21 protein-coding genes and 5 tRNA genes are annotated in these 22,225 nt (G+C 68.7%); 12 read left to right on the top strand and 14 right to left on the bottom strand.

Annotation, left to right across the window (positions count from 1 at the left end; genetic code table 11):
• Window positions 1–147 precede the first annotated feature (147 nt).
• Both cofC and ACWFRJ_RS32545 read left to right on the top strand, forming a co-directional pair.
• Window positions 148–783: a 2-phospho-L-lactate guanylyltransferase gene (gene cofC, locus ACWFRJ_RS32540; protein ID WP_453539409.1), complete on the top strand. Its 636-nt coding sequence runs from the start codon at window positions 148–150 to the stop codon at window positions 781–783.
• A 13-nt stretch (window positions 784–796) separates the two neighbouring features.
• Window positions 797–1,000: a hypothetical protein gene (locus tag ACWFRJ_RS32545; RefSeq protein ID WP_361838132.1), complete on the top strand. Its 204-nt coding sequence runs from the start codon at window positions 797–799 to the stop codon at window positions 998–1,000.
• Window positions 1,001–1,106: 106 nt separating this feature from the next.
• On the opposite strand, the gene ACWFRJ_RS32550 is transcribed toward ACWFRJ_RS32545, so the two are convergent.
• The 4 genes from ACWFRJ_RS32550 to leuC all read right to left on the bottom strand — a co-directional run bounded on the left by ACWFRJ_RS32550 (window position 1,107) and on the right by leuC (window position 4,472).
• Window positions 1,107–1,790 (bottom strand): HU family DNA-binding protein, encoded by a 684-nt coding sequence (locus ACWFRJ_RS32550; RefSeq protein WP_453539015.1) that lies wholly within the window; start codon window positions 1,788–1,790, stop codon window positions 1,107–1,109.
• A 173-nt stretch (window positions 1,791–1,963) separates the two neighbouring features.
• Window positions 1,964–2,200 (bottom strand): SCO5555 family protein, encoded by a 237-nt coding sequence (locus ACWFRJ_RS32555; RefSeq protein ID WP_389909061.1) that lies wholly within the window; start codon window positions 2,198–2,200, stop codon window positions 1,964–1,966.
• Window positions 2,201–2,439: 239 nt separating this feature from the next.
• Window positions 2,440–3,033 carry a 3-isopropylmalate dehydratase small subunit gene (leuD, locus tag ACWFRJ_RS32560; RefSeq protein ID WP_453539018.1) on the bottom strand — a complete coding sequence of 198 codons (594 nt, stop codon included), beginning with the start codon at window positions 3,031–3,033 and terminating at the stop codon, window positions 2,440–2,442.
• Between the two features lie 5 nt (window positions 3,034–3,038).
• Window positions 3,039–4,472, bottom strand: coding sequence for a 3-isopropylmalate dehydratase large subunit (leuC, locus tag ACWFRJ_RS32565; RefSeq protein ID WP_453539021.1), 1,434 nt, complete (start codon window positions 4,470–4,472; stop codon window positions 3,039–3,041).
• A gap of 181 nt (window positions 4,473–4,653) precedes the next feature.
• Between leuC and ndgR the strand changes: the two genes are divergently transcribed.
• Window positions 4,654–5,370 (top strand): IclR family transcriptional regulator NdgR, encoded by a 717-nt coding sequence (ndgR, locus tag ACWFRJ_RS32570; protein ID WP_383280905.1) that lies wholly within the window; start codon window positions 4,654–4,656, stop codon window positions 5,368–5,370.
• A gap of 104 nt (window positions 5,371–5,474) precedes the next feature.
• Here ndgR and ACWFRJ_RS32575 read toward each other — a convergent pair whose 3' ends face one another.
• Window positions 5,475–5,933: a DUF4188 domain-containing protein gene (locus ACWFRJ_RS32575; protein WP_453539412.1), complete on the bottom strand. Its 459-nt coding sequence runs from the start codon at window positions 5,931–5,933 to the stop codon at window positions 5,475–5,477.
• A 151-nt stretch (window positions 5,934–6,084) separates the two neighbouring features.
• Between ACWFRJ_RS32575 and ACWFRJ_RS32580 the strand changes: the two genes are divergently transcribed.
• Entirely contained in the window at window positions 6,085–6,732 is a 648-nt protein-coding gene (locus ACWFRJ_RS32580; protein WP_453539025.1) for a MerR family transcriptional regulator, read from the top strand.
• Window positions 6,733–6,800: 68 nt separating this feature from the next.
• Here ACWFRJ_RS32580 and ACWFRJ_RS32585 read toward each other — a convergent pair.
• The 9 genes from ACWFRJ_RS32585 to ACWFRJ_RS32625 form a co-directional block, all read right to left on the bottom strand.
• Window positions 6,801–6,873, bottom strand: a tRNA-Glu gene (locus tag ACWFRJ_RS32585).
• A gap of 40 nt (window positions 6,874–6,913) precedes the next feature.
• Window positions 6,914–6,985, bottom strand: a tRNA-Gln gene (locus tag ACWFRJ_RS32590).
• A gap of 27 nt (window positions 6,986–7,012) precedes the next feature.
• Window positions 7,013–7,085 (bottom strand) — tRNA-Glu (locus tag ACWFRJ_RS32595).
• Between the two features lie 62 nt (window positions 7,086–7,147).
• Window positions 7,148–7,220 (bottom strand) — tRNA-Glu (locus ACWFRJ_RS32600).
• A 21-nt stretch (window positions 7,221–7,241) separates the two neighbouring features.
• A tRNA-Gln gene (locus tag ACWFRJ_RS32605) sits at window positions 7,242–7,313 on the bottom strand.
• A gap of 89 nt (window positions 7,314–7,402) precedes the next feature.
• Complete coding sequence (locus tag ACWFRJ_RS32610) at window positions 7,403–8,128, bottom strand: HAD family hydrolase (protein ID WP_453539028.1); 726 nt, start codon at window positions 8,126–8,128, stop codon at window positions 7,403–7,405.
• A 183-nt stretch (window positions 8,129–8,311) separates the two neighbouring features.
• Entirely contained in the window at window positions 8,312–9,793 is a 1,482-nt protein-coding gene (gltX, locus tag ACWFRJ_RS32615; protein ID WP_453539031.1) for a glutamate--tRNA ligase, read from the bottom strand.
• Complete coding sequence (locus ACWFRJ_RS32620) at window positions 9,786–10,574, bottom strand: fumarylacetoacetate hydrolase family protein (protein ID WP_453539034.1); 789 nt, start codon at window positions 10,572–10,574, stop codon at window positions 9,786–9,788. The genes gltX and ACWFRJ_RS32620 overlap by 8 nt, the downstream gene beginning before the upstream one ends.
• A gap of 79 nt (window positions 10,575–10,653) precedes the next feature.
• Window positions 10,654–10,854 carry a hypothetical protein gene (locus ACWFRJ_RS32625; RefSeq protein WP_453539037.1) on the bottom strand — a complete coding sequence of 67 codons (201 nt, stop codon included), beginning with the start codon at window positions 10,852–10,854 and terminating at the stop codon, window positions 10,654–10,656.
• Window positions 10,855–11,427: 573 nt separating this feature from the next.
• On the opposite strand from ACWFRJ_RS32625, the gene ACWFRJ_RS32630 reads away from it, so the two are divergent.
• The 8 genes from ACWFRJ_RS32630 (at window position 11,428) to ACWFRJ_RS32665 (ending at window position 21,996) form a co-directional block, all read left to right on the top strand.
• A complete protein-coding gene (locus ACWFRJ_RS32630; protein WP_453539040.1) occupies window positions 11,428–15,306 on the top strand; it encodes a nitrate- and nitrite sensing domain-containing protein in 3,879 nt (1,292 codons plus the stop codon).
• Complete coding sequence (locus tag ACWFRJ_RS32635) at window positions 15,307–15,726, top strand: roadblock/LC7 domain-containing protein (protein WP_098244998.1); 420 nt, start codon at window positions 15,307–15,309, stop codon at window positions 15,724–15,726. It abuts the gene before it with no gap.
• A gap of 119 nt (window positions 15,727–15,845) precedes the next feature.
• Window positions 15,846–16,250, top strand: coding sequence for a DUF742 domain-containing protein (locus tag ACWFRJ_RS32640; protein WP_190084712.1), 405 nt, complete (start codon window positions 15,846–15,848; stop codon window positions 16,248–16,250).
• Window positions 16,231–16,815, top strand: coding sequence for a GTP-binding protein (locus ACWFRJ_RS32645; RefSeq protein ID WP_453539045.1), 585 nt, complete (start codon window positions 16,231–16,233; stop codon window positions 16,813–16,815). The genes ACWFRJ_RS32640 and ACWFRJ_RS32645 overlap by 20 nt, the downstream gene beginning before the upstream one ends.
• 340 nt (window positions 16,816–17,155) lie before the next feature.
• Complete coding sequence (locus tag ACWFRJ_RS32650) at window positions 17,156–20,314, top strand: nitrate- and nitrite sensing domain-containing protein (protein ID WP_453539048.1); 3,159 nt, start codon at window positions 17,156–17,158, stop codon at window positions 20,312–20,314.
• Between the two features lie 10 nt (window positions 20,315–20,324).
• Window positions 20,325–20,738 (top strand): roadblock/LC7 domain-containing protein, encoded by a 414-nt coding sequence (locus ACWFRJ_RS32655; protein ID WP_135330751.1) that lies wholly within the window; start codon window positions 20,325–20,327, stop codon window positions 20,736–20,738.
• A gap of 93 nt (window positions 20,739–20,831) precedes the next feature.
• A complete protein-coding gene (locus ACWFRJ_RS32660; protein WP_453539051.1) occupies window positions 20,832–21,431 on the top strand; it encodes a DUF742 domain-containing protein in 600 nt (199 codons plus the stop codon).
• On the top strand, window positions 21,412–21,996 hold the full coding sequence (locus ACWFRJ_RS32665; protein ID WP_190084708.1) for a GTP-binding protein: 585 nt from the start codon (window positions 21,412–21,414) through the stop codon (window positions 21,994–21,996). Before ACWFRJ_RS32660 ends, ACWFRJ_RS32665 begins: the two co-directional genes overlap by 20 nt.
• The last annotated feature ends 229 nt before the right edge of the window (window positions 21,997–22,225 follow it).

A 22,225-nucleotide genomic window follows, 5' to 3' on the forward strand; every position in this document is an offset into this window, starting at 1 on the left:
TCGGACACCTTCCTCCATGAGCCTGGACGGCCGCTCAAGTGTCGCCCCGGGCTGCCTGTCTGTCGAGAACACCGTACGCCCGCGTTCGCTGCCCGGAACTCCCAGCAGGCCACAATGGGCGCTGACGCGAAGGACGGAGCCGCCCCCGTGCAGTGGACCCTGGTAATACCCCTGAAACCGCTGGAGCGCGCCAAGAGCAGGCTCACCGCCAGTACCGGCGACACCTTGCGCCCGGGCCTCGCTCTCGCCTTCGCACAGGACACCGTGGCCGCCGCGGTGGCCTGCTCCGCGGTAAAGGGTGTGGTGGTCGTCACGGACGATGTCCTGGCCGGGCGCGAGCTGACGTCCCTCGGAGCCCGGATCGTGCGGGACGAGCCCGCGGGGGGCCTCAACGCCGCTCTGGCGCACGGGACGGCGGCCGTGCGCGCCGGGCGGCCCGAAACGGCTGTCGCGGCGCTGAATGCCGATCTCCCCGCACTGCGTCCCCTGGAATTGGCCCGGGTACTCGACAGCGCCGCATATTTTCCCCGTTCTTTCCTTGCGGATGCCGCCGGAATCGGCACGACTCTGCTCTCCGCGGCCCCCGGCATGGAATTGCTCCCCGCTTTCGGCGCGGCGTCCCGTTCCCGGCACTCGGCATCCGGCGCGGTGGAACTTCCGCTCGCCGATGTCGATTCCGTACGCCAGGACGTGGACACCGGCGAGGATCTGCGGACCGCGCTCGCGCTGGGCGTCGGACCGCGCACGGCGGCGGCTGCCGCGAGGCTGCTGATCGCCGACTGAGTACGCTTCCCCCATGCAGGCGACCGCGTACACGTACGACTCCGAGACCCGCAGCGGCAGCGTGCTGCTCGACGACGGCACTCCGGTGCCCTTCGATCCCCCGGCGTTCGACGCGGGCGGCCTGCGGTTGCTCAGGCCGGGCCAGCGGGTGCGGATCGAGGTCGAGGGAGAGGGCGAGCAGCGCCGCGTCACCCTTGTGACGCTGCAAACGTTCTGAGACGGCCCTCCACAAGACCGCCGCCCCTCCTCACAGGGCCCAGGACACGCCGCGGGCCGGGCTCCCAGTTGGGAGCCCGGCCCGGCGCGTGAGTGCCCTCGTGCCCTTACTTCTTGCGGGCGGTCGCCTTCTTGGCGGTGGTCTTGCGCGCCGCCGACTTCTTGGCGGGCGCGGTCTTCTTGGCGGTGGCCTTCTTGGTGGCCGGCGCGGTCTTCTTGGCGGTCGCCTTCTTGGTGGCGGGGGTCGCCTTCTTGGCCGTGGTCTTCTTGGCCGCGGACGCCTTCTTCGCCGTCGCCGTCGCCTTCTTGGCGGTGGTCTTCTTGGCGGTCGCCTTCTTCGCCGTCGCCGTCGTCTTCTTGGCGGTGGTCTTCTTGGCGGGAGTGGCCTTCTTCGCCGCCGCCTTCTTGGCCGTGGCCTTCTTGGCCGCCGCCTTCTTGACGGTCGCCGAAGCGCTGCCGCCCGAAAGGCTGCCCTTGGGCGCCTTCTTGACCGCGACGTCGTTCTTCGGGAGCTTCTTCGAGCCGCTCACCAGGTCCTTGAAGCCCTGTCCTGCGCGGAAACGCGGAACCGAGGTCTTCTTGACCCGAACGCGCTCCCCGGTCTGCGGGTTGCGGGCGTAGCGGGCCGGACGGTCAACCTTCTCGAACGATCCGAAACCGGTGACCGAAACACGGTCTCCGCTGACCACGGCACGGACGACTGCGTCCAGAACCGCGTCCACGGCGTCGGCGGCCTGCTGGCGGCCGCCCACCTTGTCGGCAATCGCTTCTACGAGCTGCGCCTTGTTCACGTCTTCCCCTTCGGAGACCTCGCCCGAGCGTATTCGCCAGGCTTTTTCGCACGTTAGGCAGATATATACCGCAAATCAAACACGAAACGGGCTAATCACCCTTGTGCCGCAACGAACTCGGCTGTCCATGAGTTCCTCGAAGGTTCCTCGAAGGCCCGTTTGAGCCTTGTGGCTCAGGTGTCTTCGGGGAATCGGCCCTCTTCAGCTTGGTCGAGGGACGCCATCAATAGCTCCAGACGCCTTGCCGCATCGGCGAGATCGTGTTTGGCCGCAGCCGTAATGACCAGCAGCTTCCGGGTCAGCGCCATCCGTACGCCCTCCGGGACTTGCAGTGCACGCACTCTTGAGTGCGCTTCCTTCAGTTGGTCCGCAACAAGCCCGTAGAGCTCGAGTTGGCTGTCACGTTCCATGCACCGATTGTGCCATCTGGGGCGAGTTGTCGCCTCCGCAGGGGGTAACTACCCACATCCGGCGCCCTCCTGAGGGTACCCGGTCGCAGCGAGTACAAGGGGATTTCAAGCCTCTTCTACCGTCTGAATCAAGGGAGTTGAGACCACCCGTTCAGGCCATCGCGCACCCGGAAGGGGGCAGACACAGATGTACCCCCAACCGTCCACGATTGGGGGTACACCAGGGTGTTGCGGGGGTGTCAGACCTGCACCGTCCGCGGCTTGTACGAGGGGCGCGTCGACTCGTAGGCGGCGATGTCCGGCTCGTTCTGGAGCGTGATGCTGATGTCGTCCAGACCGTTCAGGAGACGCCACCGGGCGTTCTCGTCGAGCTCGAAGTCGGCGGTGACGCCCTCGGCCCGAACCTGACGATCTTGCAGGTCAACGGTGATTTCGACCTGCGGGTCGGCCTCCGTGAGGGCCCAGAGCGCGTCCACGACCTTCTGGTCGAGCACGACGGTCAGCAGACCGTTCTTCAGCGAGTTGCCGCGGAAGATGTCGGCGAAGCGCGAGGAGATGACGGTCTTGAAGCCGAAGTTCTGCAGCGCCCAGACGGCGTGCTCGCGCGAGGAGCCCGTACCGAAGTCGGGTCCCGCGACCAGAACCGTGGCGCCCTGGCGCTCGGGTTTGTTCAGAACGAACTCGCCGTCCTTGCGCCAGGCCTCGAAGAGCCCGTCCTCAAATCCGTCCCTGGTGACCTTCTTCAGCCAGTGGGCGGGGATGATCTGGTCGGTGTCGACGTTGCTGCGGCGCAGCGGGACGGCCCGGCCGGTGTGCGTGGTGAATGCTTCCATGGCTCTCAGACTCCGGCGGTGACGGGGGCGTCAGGGGCATCGGTCAGGTCGGCGGGCGAGGACAGATGCCCCGTCACCGCGGTGGCGGCGGCGACCTGGGGCGACACCAGATGGGTGCGGCCGCCCTTGCCCTGCCTGCCCTCGAAGTTGCGGTTGGACGTCGACGCGGAGCGCTCGCCGGGGGCAAGTTGGTCGGGGTTCATGCCCAGGCACATCGAGCAGCCCGCGTGCCGCCATTCGGCGCCCGCGGCGGTGAAGACCTTGTCCAAGCCCTCCTCGATGGCCTGCAGGGCGACCCGGACCGAGCCGGGAACGACCAGCATCCGTACGCCCTCGGCGACTTTGCGGCCCTCGACGATGGAGGCCGCCGCGCGCAGGTCCTCGATACGGCCGTTGGTGCAGGAACCTACGAAGACGGTGTCGACCTTGATGTCGCGCAGCGCCTGCCCTGCGGTCAACCCCATGTATTCCAGGGCCTTTTCAGCGGCGTACCGCTCCGAGGCGTCTTCGTACGAAGCGGGATCGGGGACCTGCTCCGAGAGCGGCGCGCCCTGGCCCGGGTTGGTGCCCCAGGTGACGAAAGGCGCGAGCTTGGTGGCGTCGATGTAGACCTCGGCGTCGAAGACCGCGTCCTCGTCCGTCTTCAGGGTCTTCCAGTACGCGACCGCCGCGTCCCAGTCCTCGCCCTTCGGGGCGTGGTCGCGGCCCTCGATGTAGTCGAAGGTGGTCGCGTCGGGGGCGATCATGCCCGCGCGGGCGCCGGCCTCGATCGACATGTTGCAGATGGTCATGCGGGCTTCCATCGAGAGTTTCTCGATGGCGGAGCCGCGGTACTCCAGGACGTAGCCCTGGCCGCCGCCGGTGCCGATCTTGGCGATGATGGCGAGGATCAGGTCCTTGGCCGTGACGGTGTCGGGCAGTTCGCCGTCGACCGTGATGGCCATGGTCTTCGGGGGCGCCATCGGCAGCGTCTGCGTGGCCAGGACGTGCTCGACCTGGGAGGTGCCGATGCCGAACGCCAGCGCGCCGAAGGCGCCGTGCGTGGAGGTGTGGGAGTCGCCGCAGACCACGGTGGTGCCGGGCTGGGTCAGTCCCAGCTGAGGGCCCACCACGTGGACGACGCCCTGCTCGACGTCGCCGAGCGAGTGCAGCCGCACGCCGAACTCGGCGCAGTTCTTGCGCAGCGTCTCCAACTGCGCCCGCGAGACCGGGTCGGCGATGGGCTTGTCGATGTCGAGGGTCGGGGTGTTGTGATCCTCGGTGGCGATGGTGAGGTCGAGGCGCCGCACCGGGCGTGCGGCCTGCCTGAGGCCGTCGAAGGCCTGCGGGCTCGTCACCTCGTGCAGCAGGTGCAGATCGATGAAGAGAAGGTCGGGCTCGCCTTCGGCGCGCCGGACGACGTGGTCGTCCCAGACCTTCTCCGCGAGTGTCCTACCCATCGCTTTCCCTCCGACCGGCTGTGTTGGCGCCGGCCCAACTAGAGAATTTTTCGTCCACGCCCGTACCCCTCGTACCGTGCGTGGACCGCTATCCGTTGGTCCGCGGATCGCACGTACAGGGTGACGTGTTCCATGGGAAATTGAACTTGCGTTTCACAGAGTGAGACGCGAGTATCGACGCATGGACAACTCTAGCGGCGTCGGCGTTCTCGACAAGGCGGCTCTCGTCTTGAGCGCCCTGGAGTCCGGCCCGGCCACCCTCGCGGGTCTGGTCGCGGCCACCGGACTCGCACGACCCACGGCACACCGTCTCGCCGTGGCACTGGAACACCACCGGATGGTGGCGCGCGACATGCAGGGCCGTTTCATTCTCGGCCCCCGGCTCTCGGAACTCGCGGCGGCGGCCGGCGAGGACCGTCTGCTCGCCACGGCGGGCCCGGTGCTCACGCATGTGCGTGACGTGACGGGCGAGAGCGCGCAGCTCTACCGCCGCCAGGGCGACATGCGCATCTGCGTCGCCGCGGCCGAGCGCCTCTCGGGCCTGCGGGACACGGTCCCCGTCGGCTCGACGCTGACGATGAAAGCGGGCTCGTCCGCGCAGATCCTGATGGCCTGGGAGGAGCCGGAGCGCCTGCACCGCGGTCTCCAGGGCGCCCGCTTCACGGCCACGGCCCTTTCGGGCGTACGCCGACGGGGCTGGGCCCAGTCGATCGGCGAGCGAGAGCCGGGCGTCGCGTCCGTCTCCGCTCCCGTGCGCGGCCCCTCGAACCGCGTGGTCGCCGCCGTCTCGGTCTCCGGACCGATCGAGCGCCTGACCCGACACCCGGGCCGCATGCACGCCCAGGCCGTCATCGACGCCGCCGGACGCCTGTCCGAGGCCCTGCGCCGCACGGGCTGAACAGGCCGGACGGCCGGACCCGCAGCACTCGCAGCCAGTACACAGAACGCCCGAGGGGCCGCCTCAACGCCGCGGCGGCCCCTCGGGCGTTCTCGTTTGCTTCCTCAGGCCGCCTTGAGGCGGTCGGCGGCCCGCTCGCCCCGCCGCCCGACGGGCACCACACCGACGGCCTTCCCCAGGCCGAACTCCGGCATGTTCACGTACACCTGCTCATGGGCCCCCGCCGGCACGACGTACGTCTCGTGCCAGAAGCCGACCTTCCCCTTGCCCTCCCGCATCCGCCGGTTGAAGGCGGCCCAGGCGGACCGGTGCTCCTTGTCCTGCGCCGACGCGTAGGCGATCAGCTTCTCCGACGACTCCCAGTACTGAACGATGTACAGCAGCCGCGCGCCGCCGCGCAGCAGCTGATAGCCCAGCATGCCGCTCTCCCGGTCCTTGGACAGCTCCTTGAGCATGGGCGGCATCGCCCGGAAGACGGGCCACCAGCTGCTCACGGCCCGGAAGTTGTTGATGTGCATCCCGATGGTGAAGACGGTCACGCCGCCCTGCGCGTCGGCGGTCATGCGCCCTTCGATCGGCTTGCTGCTCACGATGATTTCCCCTCCAGGAGAGCGTTGGATAGTGTCGCTATCCATGATTGGATAGTGCCACTCCCCAAGTGGATGCGCAAGGGGGGCAAGGCAAGAGAGAACGAGCAAGAGGGAAAGCGAGCCGATGAGACTGGCGGAGCTCAGCACGCGCAGCGGGGTCTCGACGGCCACGATCAAGTACTACCTGCGCGAGGGCCTGCTCCCGCCGGGCCGCCGCGTGAGCGCGACCCAGGCCGAGTACGACGAGAAGCACCTGCAGCGACTGCGTCTCGTGCGCGCGCTCATCCAGGTGGGCCGGGTGCCGATCGCGTCCGCGAGGGAGGTGCTCACCGCCCTGGAGGACGATTCCCTGGACCACAGCTCCCGCCTGGGCACGGCCGTCTGGGCACTCCCCCACGGCCCCGAGCCCGTCGAGGACGACCCGGCGACGGCGACGGCACGGCACACGGTCGACGCCCTGCTCGAACGACTCGACTGGCAGCACGGGCAGGGGTACGGGCCGGAGTCACCGGCGTACGGAATGCTCGTGACCGCGGTCGCGACGCTCGCCAGGCTCGGATACCCCTGCGGCATCGACGACTTGGCGCCCTACGCGCGCTCGGCGGGTCAACTGGCCGTCGCCGACCTGGACTTGGTGGAGCGCTTCGATTCGCCCGACGAACAGCTCGAGGCGGCGGTCGCGCTCACCGTCCTCTACGAGCCGGTCCTGCTGAGCCTGCGCAGGCTCGCACAGGCGGGGGAGTCCAACCGCCGCTACAGGCAAGAGGATTGACCGGAGAGAAGACCAGAGGGAACGACGAAGGGGCCCTCCCTCACGGGAAGGCCCCTTCTCGATTCGCGTACCCCCGACCGGATTCGAACCGGCGCTACCGCCTTGAGAGGGCGGCGTGCTAGGCCGCTACACAACGGGGGCTAGCTCGTCCTGCTGCACTGCTTTGTCCTGCTGTACTGCGCTGGGCTACCAGGACTCGAACCTAGAACAACGGAACCAGAAACCGTCGTGTTGCCAATTACACCATAGCCCACAGTGGTCTAGACCAGCTAGACCTGCGTACCCCCGACCGGATTCGAACCGGCGCTACCGCCTTGAGAGGGCGGCGTGCTAGGCCGCTACACAACGGGGGCCCTAGCGATCCTGCATCGGTAGCAGCGGGTGCGACCCTGACTGCTTCCATGGGAAGGATCTGTACCCCCGACCGGATTCGAACCGGCGCTACCGCCTTGAGAGGGCGGCGTGCTAGGCCGCTACACAACGGGGGCGTTGCAGATAAGCTCTGCGAGCTGGCCTACCAGGACTCGAACCTAGACTAACGGAACCAGAAACCGTCGTGCTGCCAATTACACCATAGGCCATCGATACGCAACCCCATGTAGGAGCTTTGCTTCGACTTACGTCTCCCGGTCCGGACCTTTCGGCCTTCTCGGGCGGCGCAGGAAGAACATTACCCGAAGGTGGACGGCGCTCCAAAACGGGTATCGGCGCGAAGCAGCGGCGGCAGCTCCGCGAGGCACGTGATGCGGTGCACGCCCGACGGGCCTTCCTGGGACGCGCTGTTGCGGTCGAGCCAGATCCCGAGAAGACCCGCGTCACGGGCGCCGCGCGCGTCGATCTCCGGCTGGTCCCCCACGTAGGCGACCTCGTCGGGAGCCAGGCCCATCGTCGTGCAGACCGCGAGGAAGGCCTCCGCCGCGGGCTTGGAGACGCCGAGTTCGGCGGCGCACAGGACGGACTCGAAGCGGTCGCGCACACCGAGGACGCGCAGTTTGCGGTCCTGAACGGTCAGGGCGGAGTTGGAGAGGACCGCGTGACGGTAATCACCGGCGAGGGAGTCCAGGACAGGGATCGTGTCCGGGAAGAGCTTCCACGCGGATTCGTAGTGGACGAGATAGCGCTCGAACCAGGCATCGGCCTCCCGATCGGTCAGGACGGCATCCAGGAACTCGCGCACGCGGTCCCGTCGCTGCGCCTCGAACTCGATCCCTCCGCCACTGAAGCGCGCCCAGTGCCGCTCGGTGACCTCTTTCCACAGCACGAGGGCACGCTCGGCGGTCTCGTACCGCTCGATGAGACCTTCGGCGGTGAGGTGGGCGTGCATACCGGCAGTGTCGGCATGCGCGTAATCGAAGATCGTGTCGTCTACGTCCCAGACCACGGCTTTGATCGGCATGGCACCGACGGTAATCGCAGACGCCGCTCCCGGCTGGGGGTTCGGGGGTCATCCCCCGAAGAATGCAGTATCGACGTCCCAGACCACGGCTTTGATCGGCATGGTTCGAACGTACGCGAAGGGCCCGGGAGCCGTGGCGGCTTCCGGGCCCTTCGTTCTGTGCGTGCGTACTGACTGACGTGCTTACGCGGCCAGCTTCGCCAGGGTCGCGTCGATGCGGGTCAGCGACTTCTCCTTGCCCAGGATCTCCAGGGACTCGAAGAGGGGCAGGCCGACCGTGCGGCCCGTGACGGCCACGCGGACCGGGGCCTGGGCCTTGCCGAGCTTCAGGCCGTGCTCCTCGCCGGCGGCCAGGACGGCCTCCTTGAGGGACTCCGGGGACGTCCAGTCGGCGGCGTCGAGCTTGGCGCGGGCCGTCGTCAGGAGTGCGGCCGGGTCGCCCTTGCCCATGGCCTTCGTCCAGGACGCCTCGTCATCGACGGGCTCGTCCAGGAAGAGGAAGTCCACGTTCTCCGTGATCTCGGAGAGGACCTTGATGCGGGTCTGGGCGTGCGGGGCGATGGCCTCCCAGGCCGCCTGGTCGAACGCCTCGGGGGCCCAGTTGGCGTGCGGGGCCCGCAGCCACGGCTCGCAGGCCGCCGCGAACGCCTTCACGTCCAGCATGCGGATGTGGTCGGCGTTGATCGCCTCGGCCTTCTTCAGGTCGAAGCGGGCCGGGTTGGCGTTCACGTCCGCGAGGTCGAACTTGGCGACCATGTCGGGGATCGAGAAGACGTCCTGGTCCGCGGAGAACGACCAGCCCAGGAGGGACAGGTAGTTCAGGAGGCCCTCGGGGAGGAAGCCGCGCTCGCGGTAGAGGTTCAGGGACGCCTGCGGGTCGCGCTTGGAGAGCTTCTTGTTGCCCTCGCCCATCACGTACGGGAGGTGGCCGAAGGCCGGGGTCTCCTTGGCGATGCCCAGGTCGGCGAGCGCCTTGTAGAGGGCGATCTGGCGCGGGGTCGAGGAGAGCAGGTCCTCGCCGCGCAGGACGTGGGTGATCTCCATCAGGGCGTCGTCGACCGGGTTCACCAGGGTGTAGAGCGGTGCTCCGTTGGCGCGGACGATGCCGTAGTCCGGGAGGTTCTCCGGCTGGACGGTGATCTCGCCGCGGACCAGGTCCGTGAACGTGATCGCCTCGTCGGGCATGCGGAAACGGACGATGGGCTTACAGCCCTCCGTCTCGTACGCGGCACGCTGCTCGGCGGTCAGGTCGCGGCAGTGGCCGTCGTAGCCGGACGCCTTGCCCGCGGCGCGGGCGGCCTCGCGGCGGGCGTCGAGCTCCTCCGTGGAGCAGTAGCAGTAGTACGCGCGCCCCGCGTCCAGGAGCTTGGCGGCGACGTCCTGGTAGATGTCCATCCGCTGCGACTGGCGGTACGGCTCGTGCGGGCCGCCGACCTCGGGGCCCTCGTCCCAGTCGAAGCCCAGCCAGCGCATCGCCTCGAGCAGCTGCTCGTACGACTCCTCGGAGTCGCGGGCCGCGTCGGTGTCCTCGATGCGGAAGACCAGGGAGCCCTCGTTGTGCCGGGCGTAGGCCCAGTTGAAGAGAGCGGTGCGGACCAGGCCCACGTGGGGGTTGCCGGTCGGCGAGGGACAGAAACGTACGCGTACGGGAGTCGCGTTAGCCACGCTTGATCACCTTGTTGGTGAGAGTGCCGATGCCTTCGATGGTGACGGCGACCTCGTCGCCGACGTTGAGGGGGCCGACCCCTGCCGGGGTGCCCGTGAGGATGACGTCGCCCGGGAGCAGCGTCATGGCCTCGGAGATGTGCACGATCAGGTCCTCGATGGAGCGGACCATGTCGGCCGTACGCCCCAGCTGGCGCTGTTCGCCGTTGACCGTGCACTGGATGGTGAGGTCGGAGGGGTCGAGGTCGGTCTCCACCCAGGGGCCGAGCGGGCAGGAGCTGTCGAAGCCCTTGGCCCTGGCCCACTGCTTCTCGCGCTGCTGCACGTCACGCGCGGTGACGTCGTTGGCGCAGGTGTAGCCGAGGATGACGTCACGGGCGCGCTCGCGCGGGACCTCGCGGCACATGCGGCCGATGACCACGGCGAGCTCGGCCTCGTAGTGCACCTCCTGCGAGAAGGAGGGGTACGCGATGGAGTCGCCGGGGCCGATCACCGAGGTGGACGGCTTGAAGAAGGCGACCGGGATGTCGGGGACCTCGTTGCCGAGCTCCTTCGCGTGGTCCGCGTAGTTGCGGCCGATGCCCACGACCTTGTTGGGGAGCACCGGAGGCAGCAGCCTGACCTTGCTCAGCGGGACCTTCGTGCCGGAGAGCTCGAAGTCCGCGAACGGGATGCCCTTGATGATGTCGAGGACGAGCCCGTCGGTCGTTCCGGGGGGACTTTCGCCCTCGACCGCGCCGAAGGCGACGTTGCCGTCGATGGAGAACCTGGCGATGCGCACGTGAGCGTTGGCCCCTTGCTGGTGTGGGGTGGAGTCTGACGCTCCAGGCTAACGCGGCAAGGGGGGCCGGCCTCTCGTATTAACCCGCGAGCGGGAGCTGCGGCTCCGGCGCGTCCATCAGGATCGTGCGCTTGGGGTTGGCCGTCTGCGTCGGCAGTTCGGTGGAGTGCTCCGGCTGGTCTGCGGCCGGGGCGACCTCCTGCGCGTCCGTGAGGTGCGCGAGGGTGGTGCGGCGGGGGTTGGCTATGTTGCGGAACATCGCCGACTTGACGGTCTTCATCTGCTGTTCGGGTCCTGTCCGTTGAAGCGTCCCGGGGAGGGCGCGGGTTGTCGGATTCGCCATCCCTGTAAAGCGCCAGGCTAAACATCCAATTCCCGCCCAAAGCCAGGATGAGACCTTGATCTTGATGTGAGTTTCCTCACGAGCGAGCGGGCAAATGGGTCAATTCAGGCCCGTGAAGGGTTTGTTGGAATCGGACATTGCGCCACTGAAGCAATCATTCCGCTCCCGATCATGAACACTGGGACACCCCTGGTCCACGGGTTTCCTGGGCTCAATCGACCATTTTGCCCTGTTCACTTTCTACGTCTCGTGACGCGCCCCTCACGCCGGGTCACGGAAGTCCCGGTGCGACACACGGGCCTTGTTGGAGATCCTGCACTGTGCTGGAATTCCCGGGACCGCCGCGGGATCGAACCGGCGCGCAGGGGCGCAACGCAGCGCCGAGTGGCGGCGGAGAAGGGGAGCAGCGCCGGTCACTCACGACCACCATGGGGCGTTTCGCGCCCCACGACGCCGACACCGTCCCGCCGTTTGTGCGGAGGGACGCCTGGTCCAGAGGTTGCGACGCTAGTGCAGGGACGTTTCAAGAGGGATGGCAGCGGCGCTGCGGCAGAGCCGGAGCGCGGCGGGACCGACCGCGGCTCCTCGGCCCAGCACGCCCAGAACCCCGGGCAGGCACCGTCCGGCGACAACGGCCTCGGCGCCGTGCGCGGCACGAGCGGCGGCACGAGCCTGCCCACGGCCGCTCCGACACCGGGCGGCTCGACGGGCACGGCCAAGTCGCCCACAGGACCCGGGTCGCGAATAGCCCTGCGCAACTGGCGCATCTCCACCCGCCTCGTCTCGCTGCTCGCGCTCCCCGTGATCACCGCGACCTCTCTCGGCGCTCTTCGTATCAATGAGTCGATGGACGAGATCCAGCAGCTCAACAACATGAAGATGCTGACCGACATGACCAAGCGGGCCACCGAGCTGGCCTCCGCGCTCCAGGAGGAGCGCGACCGCTCGGCAGGTCCCCTCGCGCACGGCGCGAAGTCGTCGGACTACGTGGTCAAGGGCTCCCGGGAGAAGACGGACCGCGCGTACAACCGTTTCCTCCAGGAGACGCAGGAGCTCGACAACACCGACAGCGACAAGGGCCTCCTCGGCGTCCGCGCGAACACGGTCGAGATCACCCAGCAGCTCCAGCAGATCACCAGGGTCCGCAAGGACGCCTACCAGGACGCGAACTCCACCTCGCAGACGGTCGACGCCTACAGCCAGCTCATCGAGCAGCTGCTCTCCCTGTCGTCGGACATGGCGCAGGCGACCAGCAACCCGGACATGATCCAGCGCACCCGCGCCCTGACGGCCTTCTCCTCCGCCAAGGAGTACGCCTCGGTGCAGCGCGCCGTGATCGCCGCCTCGCTCCCGGCGGGCGACAGCACGTTCGGCAAGATCTCCGAGACCGACCGGCGCTACGGCTTCGCCGCGCTCGACAAGGAGAACTCAAAGCTGGATGCCTTCAAGGGCATCTACGCGGGCAACCCCGACGAGCTGACCAAGCCCATCGACGGCGGCAACTCCTCCATCAAGGGCGCCGACTCCTACGCCAAGCGTGTGCTTGAGCAGGAGGGCGGCATCAAGCTCCAGGACAAGCGCTCGTACAAGGACTGGGTGGACAACGACACCACCAAGATCGACGCGATGTCCAAGATCGAGCTCACGCTGCTCAACGAGATGGAGCAGAAGGCCCGCGAGCTGCGCAACGAGTCCGAGCAGGCCGCCATCCTCAACGGTGCGCTGATCCTGCTCGTCCTCGGTGTCTCGCTCGTCGGCGCCTTCGTCGTGGCCCGGTCCATGATCCGCTCGCTGCGGCGCCTCCAGGACACCGCGACCAAGGTCGCCCAGGACCGCCTGCCCGAGCTCGTCAAGCAGCTCTCCGAGTCCGACCCGCAGGACGTCGACACCTCCGTCGAGTCCGTCGGTGTGCACTCCCGGGACGAGATCGGCCAGGTGGCCGCGGCCTTCGACGACGTGCACCGCGAGGCCGTCCGTCTCGCCGCCGAGCAGGCGCTCCTGCGAGGCAACGTCAACGCGATGTTCACCAACCTCTCGCGCCGTTCGCAGGGCCTCATCCAGCGCCAGCTCTCGCTCATCTCCGAGCTGGAGTCGCGCGAGGCCGACCCGGACCAGCTGTCCTCGCTCTTCAAGCTCGACCACCTCGCGACCCGCATGCGCCGTAACGGCGAGAACCTCCTCGTGCTCGCCGGTGAAGAGCCCGGCCGCCGCTGGACCCGGCCCGTTCCGCTCGTCGACGTGCTGCGTGCCGCCGCGTCCGAGGTGGAGCAGTACGAGCGCATCGAGCTCTCCGCGGTCCCGACGACCGAGGTCGCCGGACGCGTGGTCAACGACCTCGTGCACCTGCTCGCCGAGCTGCTCGAGAACGCGACATCGTTCTCCTCGCCGCAGACCAAGGTCAAGGTCACCGGTCACGCGCTGCCCGACGGCCGTGTGCTCATCGAGATCCACGACACGGGCATCGGCCTCTCGCCCGAGGACCTCGCCGCGATCAACGAGCGGCTCGCGTCGCCGCCCACCGTGGACGTCTCGGTCTCGCGCCGCATGGGTCTGTTCGTGGTCGGCCGTCTGTCGCAGCGCCACGGCATCCGCATCCAGCTCCGTCCGTCGGACTCCGGCGGCACGACCGCGCTGGTCATGCTGCCCGTCGATGTCGCCCAGGGCGGCAAGAACGCGCCGAACAAGCCCGGTGCGCCCGTCCCGGGCCAGAGCGGTGGCCCCGTCGCCGCGCAGGCCTCCGCCGGTGCCGCCGCCGCGCGTCGCGGAGTCGGCGCCGGAAGCGGTGCGCCCGGCTCGGCTCCCGCGGGTTCCGCGGGCCGGCTCGGTGCGGCTCCCTCTCGTGGTCAGGTCGCGGGAACGGGGCCGCGCGCGGCGCTGCCCTCGCGTGACGCGGGACCGCGGGCCGGTTCGCCGTCCGCTCCGGCGAATCCTTCCGGCCAGCTGCCTCCCCGGCAGGGAACGTCCAACTTCGGCTCCGGCAACACGGGTACTTCCGGTGGCAGCCTCTTCGAGGGCGGGCAGGGCAGTGGCCGCGGTCAGGGTTCCGCGCCGCAGCCTCCCGTACCGCAGCAGCGTACGAATCCGGTGAACCCCGCCGGACCCATGAACCCCGCCGGGCCCATGAACCCCTCCGCGAACGACGGCGGGGACCAGGGGCGCAGGCCGCAGCTGCCGCCGCGCGGTGGCCCGCGTGCCGAGCTGCCCGGGGGCAACCCGCAGCCTCGCGTGCCCAGTTGGAGCGACGAGAACGCGCAGCCGCAGATCTCGCGCGAGCCGTTCGACACCCCGCGCGGGCACGAGGAGCCGGAGTCCACCGGACAGTTCCCGCACCCCGTGGCGGGCGCGGGCGCGCAGGGCCCCGGCTCGACCGCCGAGTTCCCGCGGCCGGACTTCAACGGGCCTCCGCCCGGTACGGGTTCGCCGCAGAACGCCGATCACGGTCAGCAGGGTGGTCAGGGCCCCGGTCAGGGCCAGAACCAGGGTCACGGTCAGGGTCAGCAGGGCACCGGACAGTACGTCCGCCCGGACGTCTTCGGTGGTCAGAGCGGCTCCTCCGGCTCGGGCACCGGGCAGTTCCAGCGTCCCGGCACCAGCGCCCCCGGCTACAACGGCGGGGCGCCCCGGCGCGGTCAGGGCCCCGGTCAGGGTCAGGGCCCCGGTGGTCAGCAGGGGCAGGGCGACCCGCTCGGCATGCCGCCGGTGCCGCAGCAGCCCTCGCAGCAGCAGCCGCACCAACCCCAGCAGCCCCAGCAGCCTTCGCAGTCGGAGGGCCTGCCGCCCGCCGGTCCCGGCGACGGCCGCACCCCGCTGTTCGACACGCTGGAGACCAACTGGTTCCAGCAGCAGCAACAGCAGCCCCAGCAAGGGCACCAGGGTCAGCAGGGCGGCGACCGCTCCCCCGAGCAGCAGCAGCCGCAGCAGCCCCTGCGTCCGCAGCGCCCGCAGCCCTCGTCGCCCCTACCGTCGCGGCAGCAAGGACAGCAGCCGCAGGGACAGCAGCCCCAGAACCCGGGCATGCCCCAGCGCCCGGTCTCAGCGCCCGCCCCCGCGTCCAACGGCAACGGCGGCGGCAACATCAACAACGTCACGAACGGCAGCGCCGCCTCGTGGCGCACCTCGCCCAACGACGAGCTCGGCCGCCAGGCCGAGCGCGTCAGGCAGCCGTCCGCCGGTGGTGTCACCACGTCAGGACTGCCGCGCCGCGTCCCACGAGCCAACCTCGTCGCGGGCACCGCGCAGCAGCAGCAGGAAAGCACAGGTCCGCAGGTCTCGCGTGCGCCCGATGACGTGCGCGGCCGGCTGACGAATCTCCGTCGGGGCATCCAGCAGGGTCGCCAGGCCGGTACGGGCCAGACCGGCAGCTTCCCCACTCACCAGCAGGAGCGTTAGTTGAGTCCGAGTCAGGCGGCACAGAATCTGAACTGGCTGATCACGAACTTCGTGGACAACACCCCCGGGGTGTCCCACACGGTCGTGGTCTCCGCCGACGGCCTCCTTCTGGCGATGTCCGAGGGATTCCCGCGTGACCGCGCCGATCAGCTGGCCGCGGTCGCGTCGGGTCTGACCTCGCTCACCGCCGGGGCCTCCCGGATCTTCGAGGGCGGCGCCGTCACCCAGACCGTCGTGGAGATGGAGCGGGGGTTCCTCTTCCTCATGTCCGTCTCCGACGGTTCATCGCTGGCCGTGCTCGCGCACCCGGAGTGTGACATCGGCCTTGTCGGATACGAGATGGCGTTGCTCGTCGACCGCGCGGGCGCCGTCCTCACCCCGGACCTCCGCGCCGAACTGCAGGGCAGCCTGTTGCACTGAATTTCTTCATCGGCCGCCCCACCGACCGAACGTACTGACCACCGTCCGGCCAACCTGGTGCCCCCCACCGGCTCTATCAGACGGCACGCAGACCACCTGCTGTCCCGCCCGGAGGATCCATGACCCCGCCCAACGCCTCTCATGACCCGTACGGCTCTCACGCGTCGTACGGGATTGAAGGCGACCAGCCGCTGGTGCGTCCTTATGCGATGACCGGCGGCCGGACAAGGCCCCGCTACCAGCTCGCGATAGAGGCGCTGGTGAGCACGACGGCCGACCCGGCGCAGCTGATGGGGCTGCTCCCCGAGCACCAGCGCATCTGCCACCTGTGCCGTGAGGTCAAGTCGGTGGCCGAGGTGTCGGCCCTGCTCTCCATGCCGCTCGGCGTGGCCCGGATTCTCGTGGCCGACCTGGCCGAGGCCGGGCTCGTCGCCATTCACCAGCCGGGCGGCGACGAGAACGCCGGCGGTCAGCCTGACGTGACACTGCTCGAAAGGGTGCTCAGTGGACTTCGCAAGCTCTAGCGGCGGAGCGCCGGCTCGCTCCACCACCTCCGCGAAAATCGTGGTGGCGGGCGGCTTCGGCGTGGGCAAGACCACGTTTGTGGGCGCGGTCTCCGAGATCAACCCGCTGCGCACCGAGGCCGTCATGACGTCCGCGTCCGCGGGCATCGACGACCTCACCCACACCGGGGACAAGACGACGACGACCGTCGCCATGGACTTCGGCCGCATCACCCTGGACCAGGACCTGATCCTGTACCTCTTCGGTACGCCCGGTCAGGACCGCTTCTGGTTCATGTGGGACGACCTCGTACGCGGCGCGATCGGCGCCGTCGTGCTCGTGGACACCCGCCGTCTCGCCGACTGCTTTCCGGCCGTCGACTACTTCGAGAACAGCGGCCTGCCCTTCGTCATCGCCCTCAACGGCTTCGACGGCCACCAGCCGTACACCCCCGACGAGGTGCGCGAAGCTCTCCAGATCGGCCCCAACACGCCGATCATCACCACCGATGCCCGACACCGTGCGGACGCAAAGAGCGGCCTGATCACGCTGGTCGAGCACGCACTTATGGCACGACTCAAGTAGACGAGGGCGTACGGAAGTTGCCGTAGATTCAACAGAGCGGTCTGTGTCCTTTGACACGGGTGGCCGCTCTGTTCATAACGTTTCGACAGAGAATTCACCGGGCGCCGCCACGCGTCGCGGTCATTCGGTGTCGCTACGCGCACAAGAGCCCCGCCTTTTGGCGGGGCTCGCTCCATTTGACCGTTTTATCTGAGGCTTACACCACTCACAACTTGCGCTTCCTACTGTTTGGTAGAGGACCGCCTGACGTGCTGGAATGCGTCGAACTGCCCAGTAGCACGGGCCTTGGAGACGACAGCGGGACCAGTGCAGGTCCCGCCGCCGAGAGGTTGTTGGTCGAGTGAGGCGAAGCAAGACGAGCCCCGCGCCGCCGCATACGCGGGACACGCGGGGCAACTTCACCCCGCCGCCGCGCACAGCGGCGTCCCCCGCCGATGTGCAGAGTGTGGAGACGCCGGCCCCCAGCGGCGGAAGACTGTCCCCGCGCAACTGGCGCGTGCCGACCCGTCTGAACGCGATCCTCCTCATACCCGTGCTCGTCGGTCTCGTCATGGGCGGCTTCCAGGTCAAGGGCTCGATCGACACCTGGAGCGAAGCCCAGGACGCCGAGGCCACGGCCCGCCTCGTGCAGGCCTCTCTGAACTACGGCAACCGCCTCATCGAGGAGCGCGACCTCTCCGCGGCCCCGCTGCTGCGCGGCAAGAAGAACGACCCCGTCGTCGTGAAGGCCCGCAAGGCCACCGACGAGGCCGGGGCCAAGTTCGACGCCGCCGCCAAGAACATGCCCAAGAAGGAAGGCCTCGAGCGCCGCCTCGAAGGCTTCCACAAGGTGGAGCCGGGGCTGCAGTCCCTGCGCCAGGCCGCCTACACCTCCAAGCTCTCCGGCGCGCAGACCGAAGAGGGCTACGTCGCCATCCAGCACCCCCTGATGGAGTTCGCCAACGAACTCGGTCTGGGCACCGGAAACATCACCAGCTACGGCCGCACCGTCTACGCGATCTCGCTGACCAAGGCCGCGCTCTCCCTCCAGCGCTCCCTCGGTACGCACCTTCTCGTCGAGCCAGGACCCACCTCCACGAGCCTCGCCAAGCAGCGCGTGGCGCTCTCGTCGTACGCCTATCTCGAAGGCATCGCCATCGAGGAGTACACGGGCGGTGGCACCTCGGCGGACGTCGCCAAGCTGGAGGCCGCGAAGAAGCAGCTGAAGGCCGACGGCGAGAAGCAGGCCAAGCAGGCGGCCGCCGCCGCGAAGGCCAAGGGCGAGACGTTCGTACCGCCGCCGTCCTCCGAGGCGATGGTCGCGGCCATGGCCCAGCTGGAGTCCACGCAGCCCAGCGCCCGGGTCGCCCTCGCCGGCAAGGGCATCACCCCCGAGGCCTGGTGGGCCACCACCAGCGCCAAGTTCGACGCGTACCGCACCATCGAGTCCGACCTGGCCGACAAGGCCGTGAACGAGGCCGCGGACATCGCGTCGAACGCCCAGCGCACCGCCTACATCAACGGCGCCATCGTCGTGATCGCGCTGCTCGCCGCCTTCATCCTGGCCGGGCTCATGGCCCGCCAGATGAGCCGCGCGATGCGCCAGCTGCGTACGGCCGCCTTCGGCATCGCCGAGCAGCGTCTGCCGATGCTGGTCGACCAGCTCTCGCGCACCGACCCCGGCCGCGTCGACACCCGCGTGCAGCCCATCCCGATCAACTCCACGGACGAGATCGGCGAGGTCGCCCGCGCCTTCGACCAGGTGCACCGCGAGGCCGTCAGGCTCGCCGCCGAGCAGGCCCTGCTCCGAGGCAACATCAACGCGATCTTCACCAACCTCTCGCAGCGCAACCAGTCCCTGATCGAGGGCCAGCTGACCCTCATCACCGACCTGGAGAACAACGAGGCCGACCCGGACCAGCTGGAGAGCCTCTTCCGCCTGGACCACCTGGCGACCCGTATGCGCCGCAACGGCGAGAACCTCCTGGTCCTCTCCGGCGAGGAGCCCGGACGCCGCTGGGACCAGCCGGTCCCGCTGGTCGACGTGCTGCGCGCCGCATCGTCCGAGGTGGAGCAGTACGAGCGCATCGAGCTGTCGGGCGTTCCGGAGGCCGAGATCCACGGCCTGGCCGTGACCGACCTCGTGCACCTGCTCGCCGAGCTCCTGGAGAACGCCACCACGTTCTCCTCGCCGCAGACCAAGGTCCGCGTCACCGCGACCCGTCTTCCCGACGGCCGCATCATGGTCGAGATCCACGACAAGGGCATCGGCCTCACCGCCGAGGACTTCGCGGACATCAACCACAAGCTCGCCAACCCGCCGACGGTGGACGCCGCGATCTCCCAGCGCATGGGCCTGTTCGTGGTCGGCCGCCTCTCCGACCGGCACGGCATCCGCGTCCAGCTGCGCCCCTCGGGCGAGCAGGCAGGTACGACCTCGCTCGTCATGCTCCCCGACGGGATCACGCACGGCGGCAGCGGCGAGAACCAGCTGTCCGACTCCGACTTCACCGTCTCCTCGATCATGCCGGAGCAGCAGGCCCCGGATCAGGCGGCGGCGTTCAACCACCCGCCGATACGTACGGCGGCCGAGCTCGGCTTCGACGACAGCCGCTACAACGGCGACGCGGTCGACTCCCAGGATCTCGACCCGGTGGGCCGCTCGCTGATGCGCGAGGAGCGGCGTGCCGCTCTGGAGGCGCAGGCGCAGGGCTTCGAGCAGCAGGGCTTCGAGCAGCAGCAGGGTGGCTACGACCCCTCGTACGGTCGGCAGGCCCCGGTGTACGACGAGTACAACCAGGGTCAGCCCGTACAACAGGCGTACGACGACCCCTACTATCCGGCGCAGGACGCATACCAGGAAGCGCCCTATGCGGAGGCGGGTCAGAACGACGACGCCGCTCGTACGGGTGCTGTCTCCGAGCCGTTCTCGGCCTACCCGGACCGCTCTCACCAGGACGACTGGCCGACGCGCGGCGGATTCGACGACAACTCGGGCGCGTATCGGGCCGAGTACTCTCCGGAATCGGAATCTGGCTCGGCGGCTCCCGCGAACGGTGCCGACCGCGTAGGCTTCGAGCGTCCCGGACCGGCCCCGTCCGCGGTCCACGACACCACCGCTGCGGGTCTTCCGCGCCGCGGCGCCACCGGTGCGATCAGCAACGGCAGCGTCCCGGCCCCGGCCGACACCGCGGACGGCGACAACGACAGCAGCTGGCGTACGTCCAACGACGACCGCTGGCAGCGCGCCGAATCGCTGAAGGAGCCCAAGGCGGGTGGGGTCACCCCGTCCGGTCTCCCGAAGCGGGTGCCCAAGGCCAATCTGGTCGAGGGTACGGCGGAACAGACCCCACAGGGCGGCCCTCAGGTCTCCCGCGACCCCGAGGACGTCCGGGGTCGGCTGAGCAACCTGCGCCGCGGCGTCCAGCGGGGACGCAACGCAGGCAGTGACACCACGAATGGCCAGGACACCGGTAATCACCACGGTGGGCCTGACAGCACCTACAACCAGGAGCGTTAGTGTGAGCCCGATGAGCCAGGCGGCGCAGAATCTGAACTGGTTGATCACTAACTTCGTGGACAACACCCCCGGGGTGTCCCACACGGTGGTGGTCTCCGCCGACGGACTCCTTCTGGCGATGTCCGAAGGCTTCCCCCGCGACAGGGCCGACCAGCTCGCGGCTGTCGCGTCCGGTCTGACCTCCCTCACCGCCGGGGCCTCCCGGATCTTCGAGGGCGGTTCCGTGACCCAGACCGTTGTGGAGATGGAGCGAGGATTTCTCTTCCTCATGTCCATTTCTGACGGCTCCTCGCTCGCCGTCCTCGCACACCCGGATGCGGACATCGGTCTCATTGGGTACGAGATGGCACTTCTTGTCGACCGCGCCGGCACCGTACTCACGCCCGACCTGCGTGCGGAGCTGCAGGGGAGCCTTCTCAACTAGTAGACGTACGGTGCGTTTTCGCGCTCCGTGGCCGTAAGGTTTCGGAACGCGGCTCCAGGATGATGGTGCCAGGCACAGTCGGAGGAGGAGTACGTGGCAGGTTCAGGAACACCCCCGGACGGTTCGTCATCGGCCAGCTGGTCGCCTGGTCACGGCCAGGGTCAAGGGCCGCACGACGGGGCGCCGAACCGGTACAACTTCCCCTCCACACCGAGCCAGCACCGCAGGCCGTATCAGCAACCGCAGCAGCCGGGCCCCCGCCAGAGCCCGTACGACCAGCCTCACACCCCCAGGATCCAGCCAGTGCAACCACAGCGACGCGCCCCTGAACCGGCGCCCGCGGGGGCTGCGAGCAATCCCCTGGTGCGTCCGTACGCCATGACGGGCGGCCGCACCAGGCCCCGCTACCAGCTCGCCATCGAGGCGCTGGTGCACACCACAGCTCAACCGCATCAGTTGCAGGGCCAGTTGCCCGAGCATCAGCGGATCTGCAATCTGTGCCGAGAGATCAAGTCAATCGCTGAGATCTCGGCACTTCTCTCCATTCCTCTCGGCGTCGCCCGAATCCTCGTAGCCGACCTGGCGGAGGCCGGACTTGTCGCCATCCATCAGCCGGGCGGCGACGAGACCGCCGGCGGCCAGCCAGACGTGACACTGCTCGAAAGGGTGCTCAGTGGACTTCGCAAGCTCTAGCGGCGGAGCAACAGCTCGCTCCACCACCTCCGCGAAAATCGTGGTGGCGGGCGGCTTCGGCGTGGGCAAGACCACCTTCGTCGGGGCGGTCTCTGAGATCAACCCGCTGCGCACCGAGGCCGTCATGACGTCCGCGTCCGCGGGCATCGACGACCTCACCCACACCGGGGACAAGACGACGACGACCGTCGCCATGGACTTCGGCCGCATCACCCTGGACCAGGACCTGATCCTGTACCTCTTCGGTACGCCGGGACAGGACCGCTTCTGGTTCATGTGGGACGACCTCGTACGCGGCGCGATCGGCGCCGTGGTCCTGGTCGACACGAGGAGGCTCGCCGACTGCTTCCCCGCCGTCGACTACTTCGAGAACTCGGGCCTGCCCTTCGTCATCGCCCTCAACGGCTTCGACGGCCACCAGCCGTACACGCCGGACGAGGTGCGCGAGGCGCTGCAGATCGGCCCGGACACTCCGATCATCACGACGGACGCGCGGCATCGCGCTGACGCCAAGAGCGGTTTGATCACGCTCGTGGAGCACGCGCTCATGGCGCGGCTCCGGTAACAGCCCCGTACACGTCCTACAGTTCGCCCCCGCCGGCAGGAGCCGGCGGGGGCGAACTGCTGTGAAGGCACCTCCGTGCGGCCGTCGCCTTGCGTATGCTGTCCGTTGCCTTACGTAGCCGACCGTCGCCTTGCGTTGCCGACCGTAGCCTTGCGTTCACCTTTGGCCAAAACACATACCTGCCGCTGTGATGTTTTCGATGGCACCCTCGCTGGAGGGAGAGGCAGGT

This window comes from Streptomyces sp. NPDC055239, from assembly GCF_053606205.1.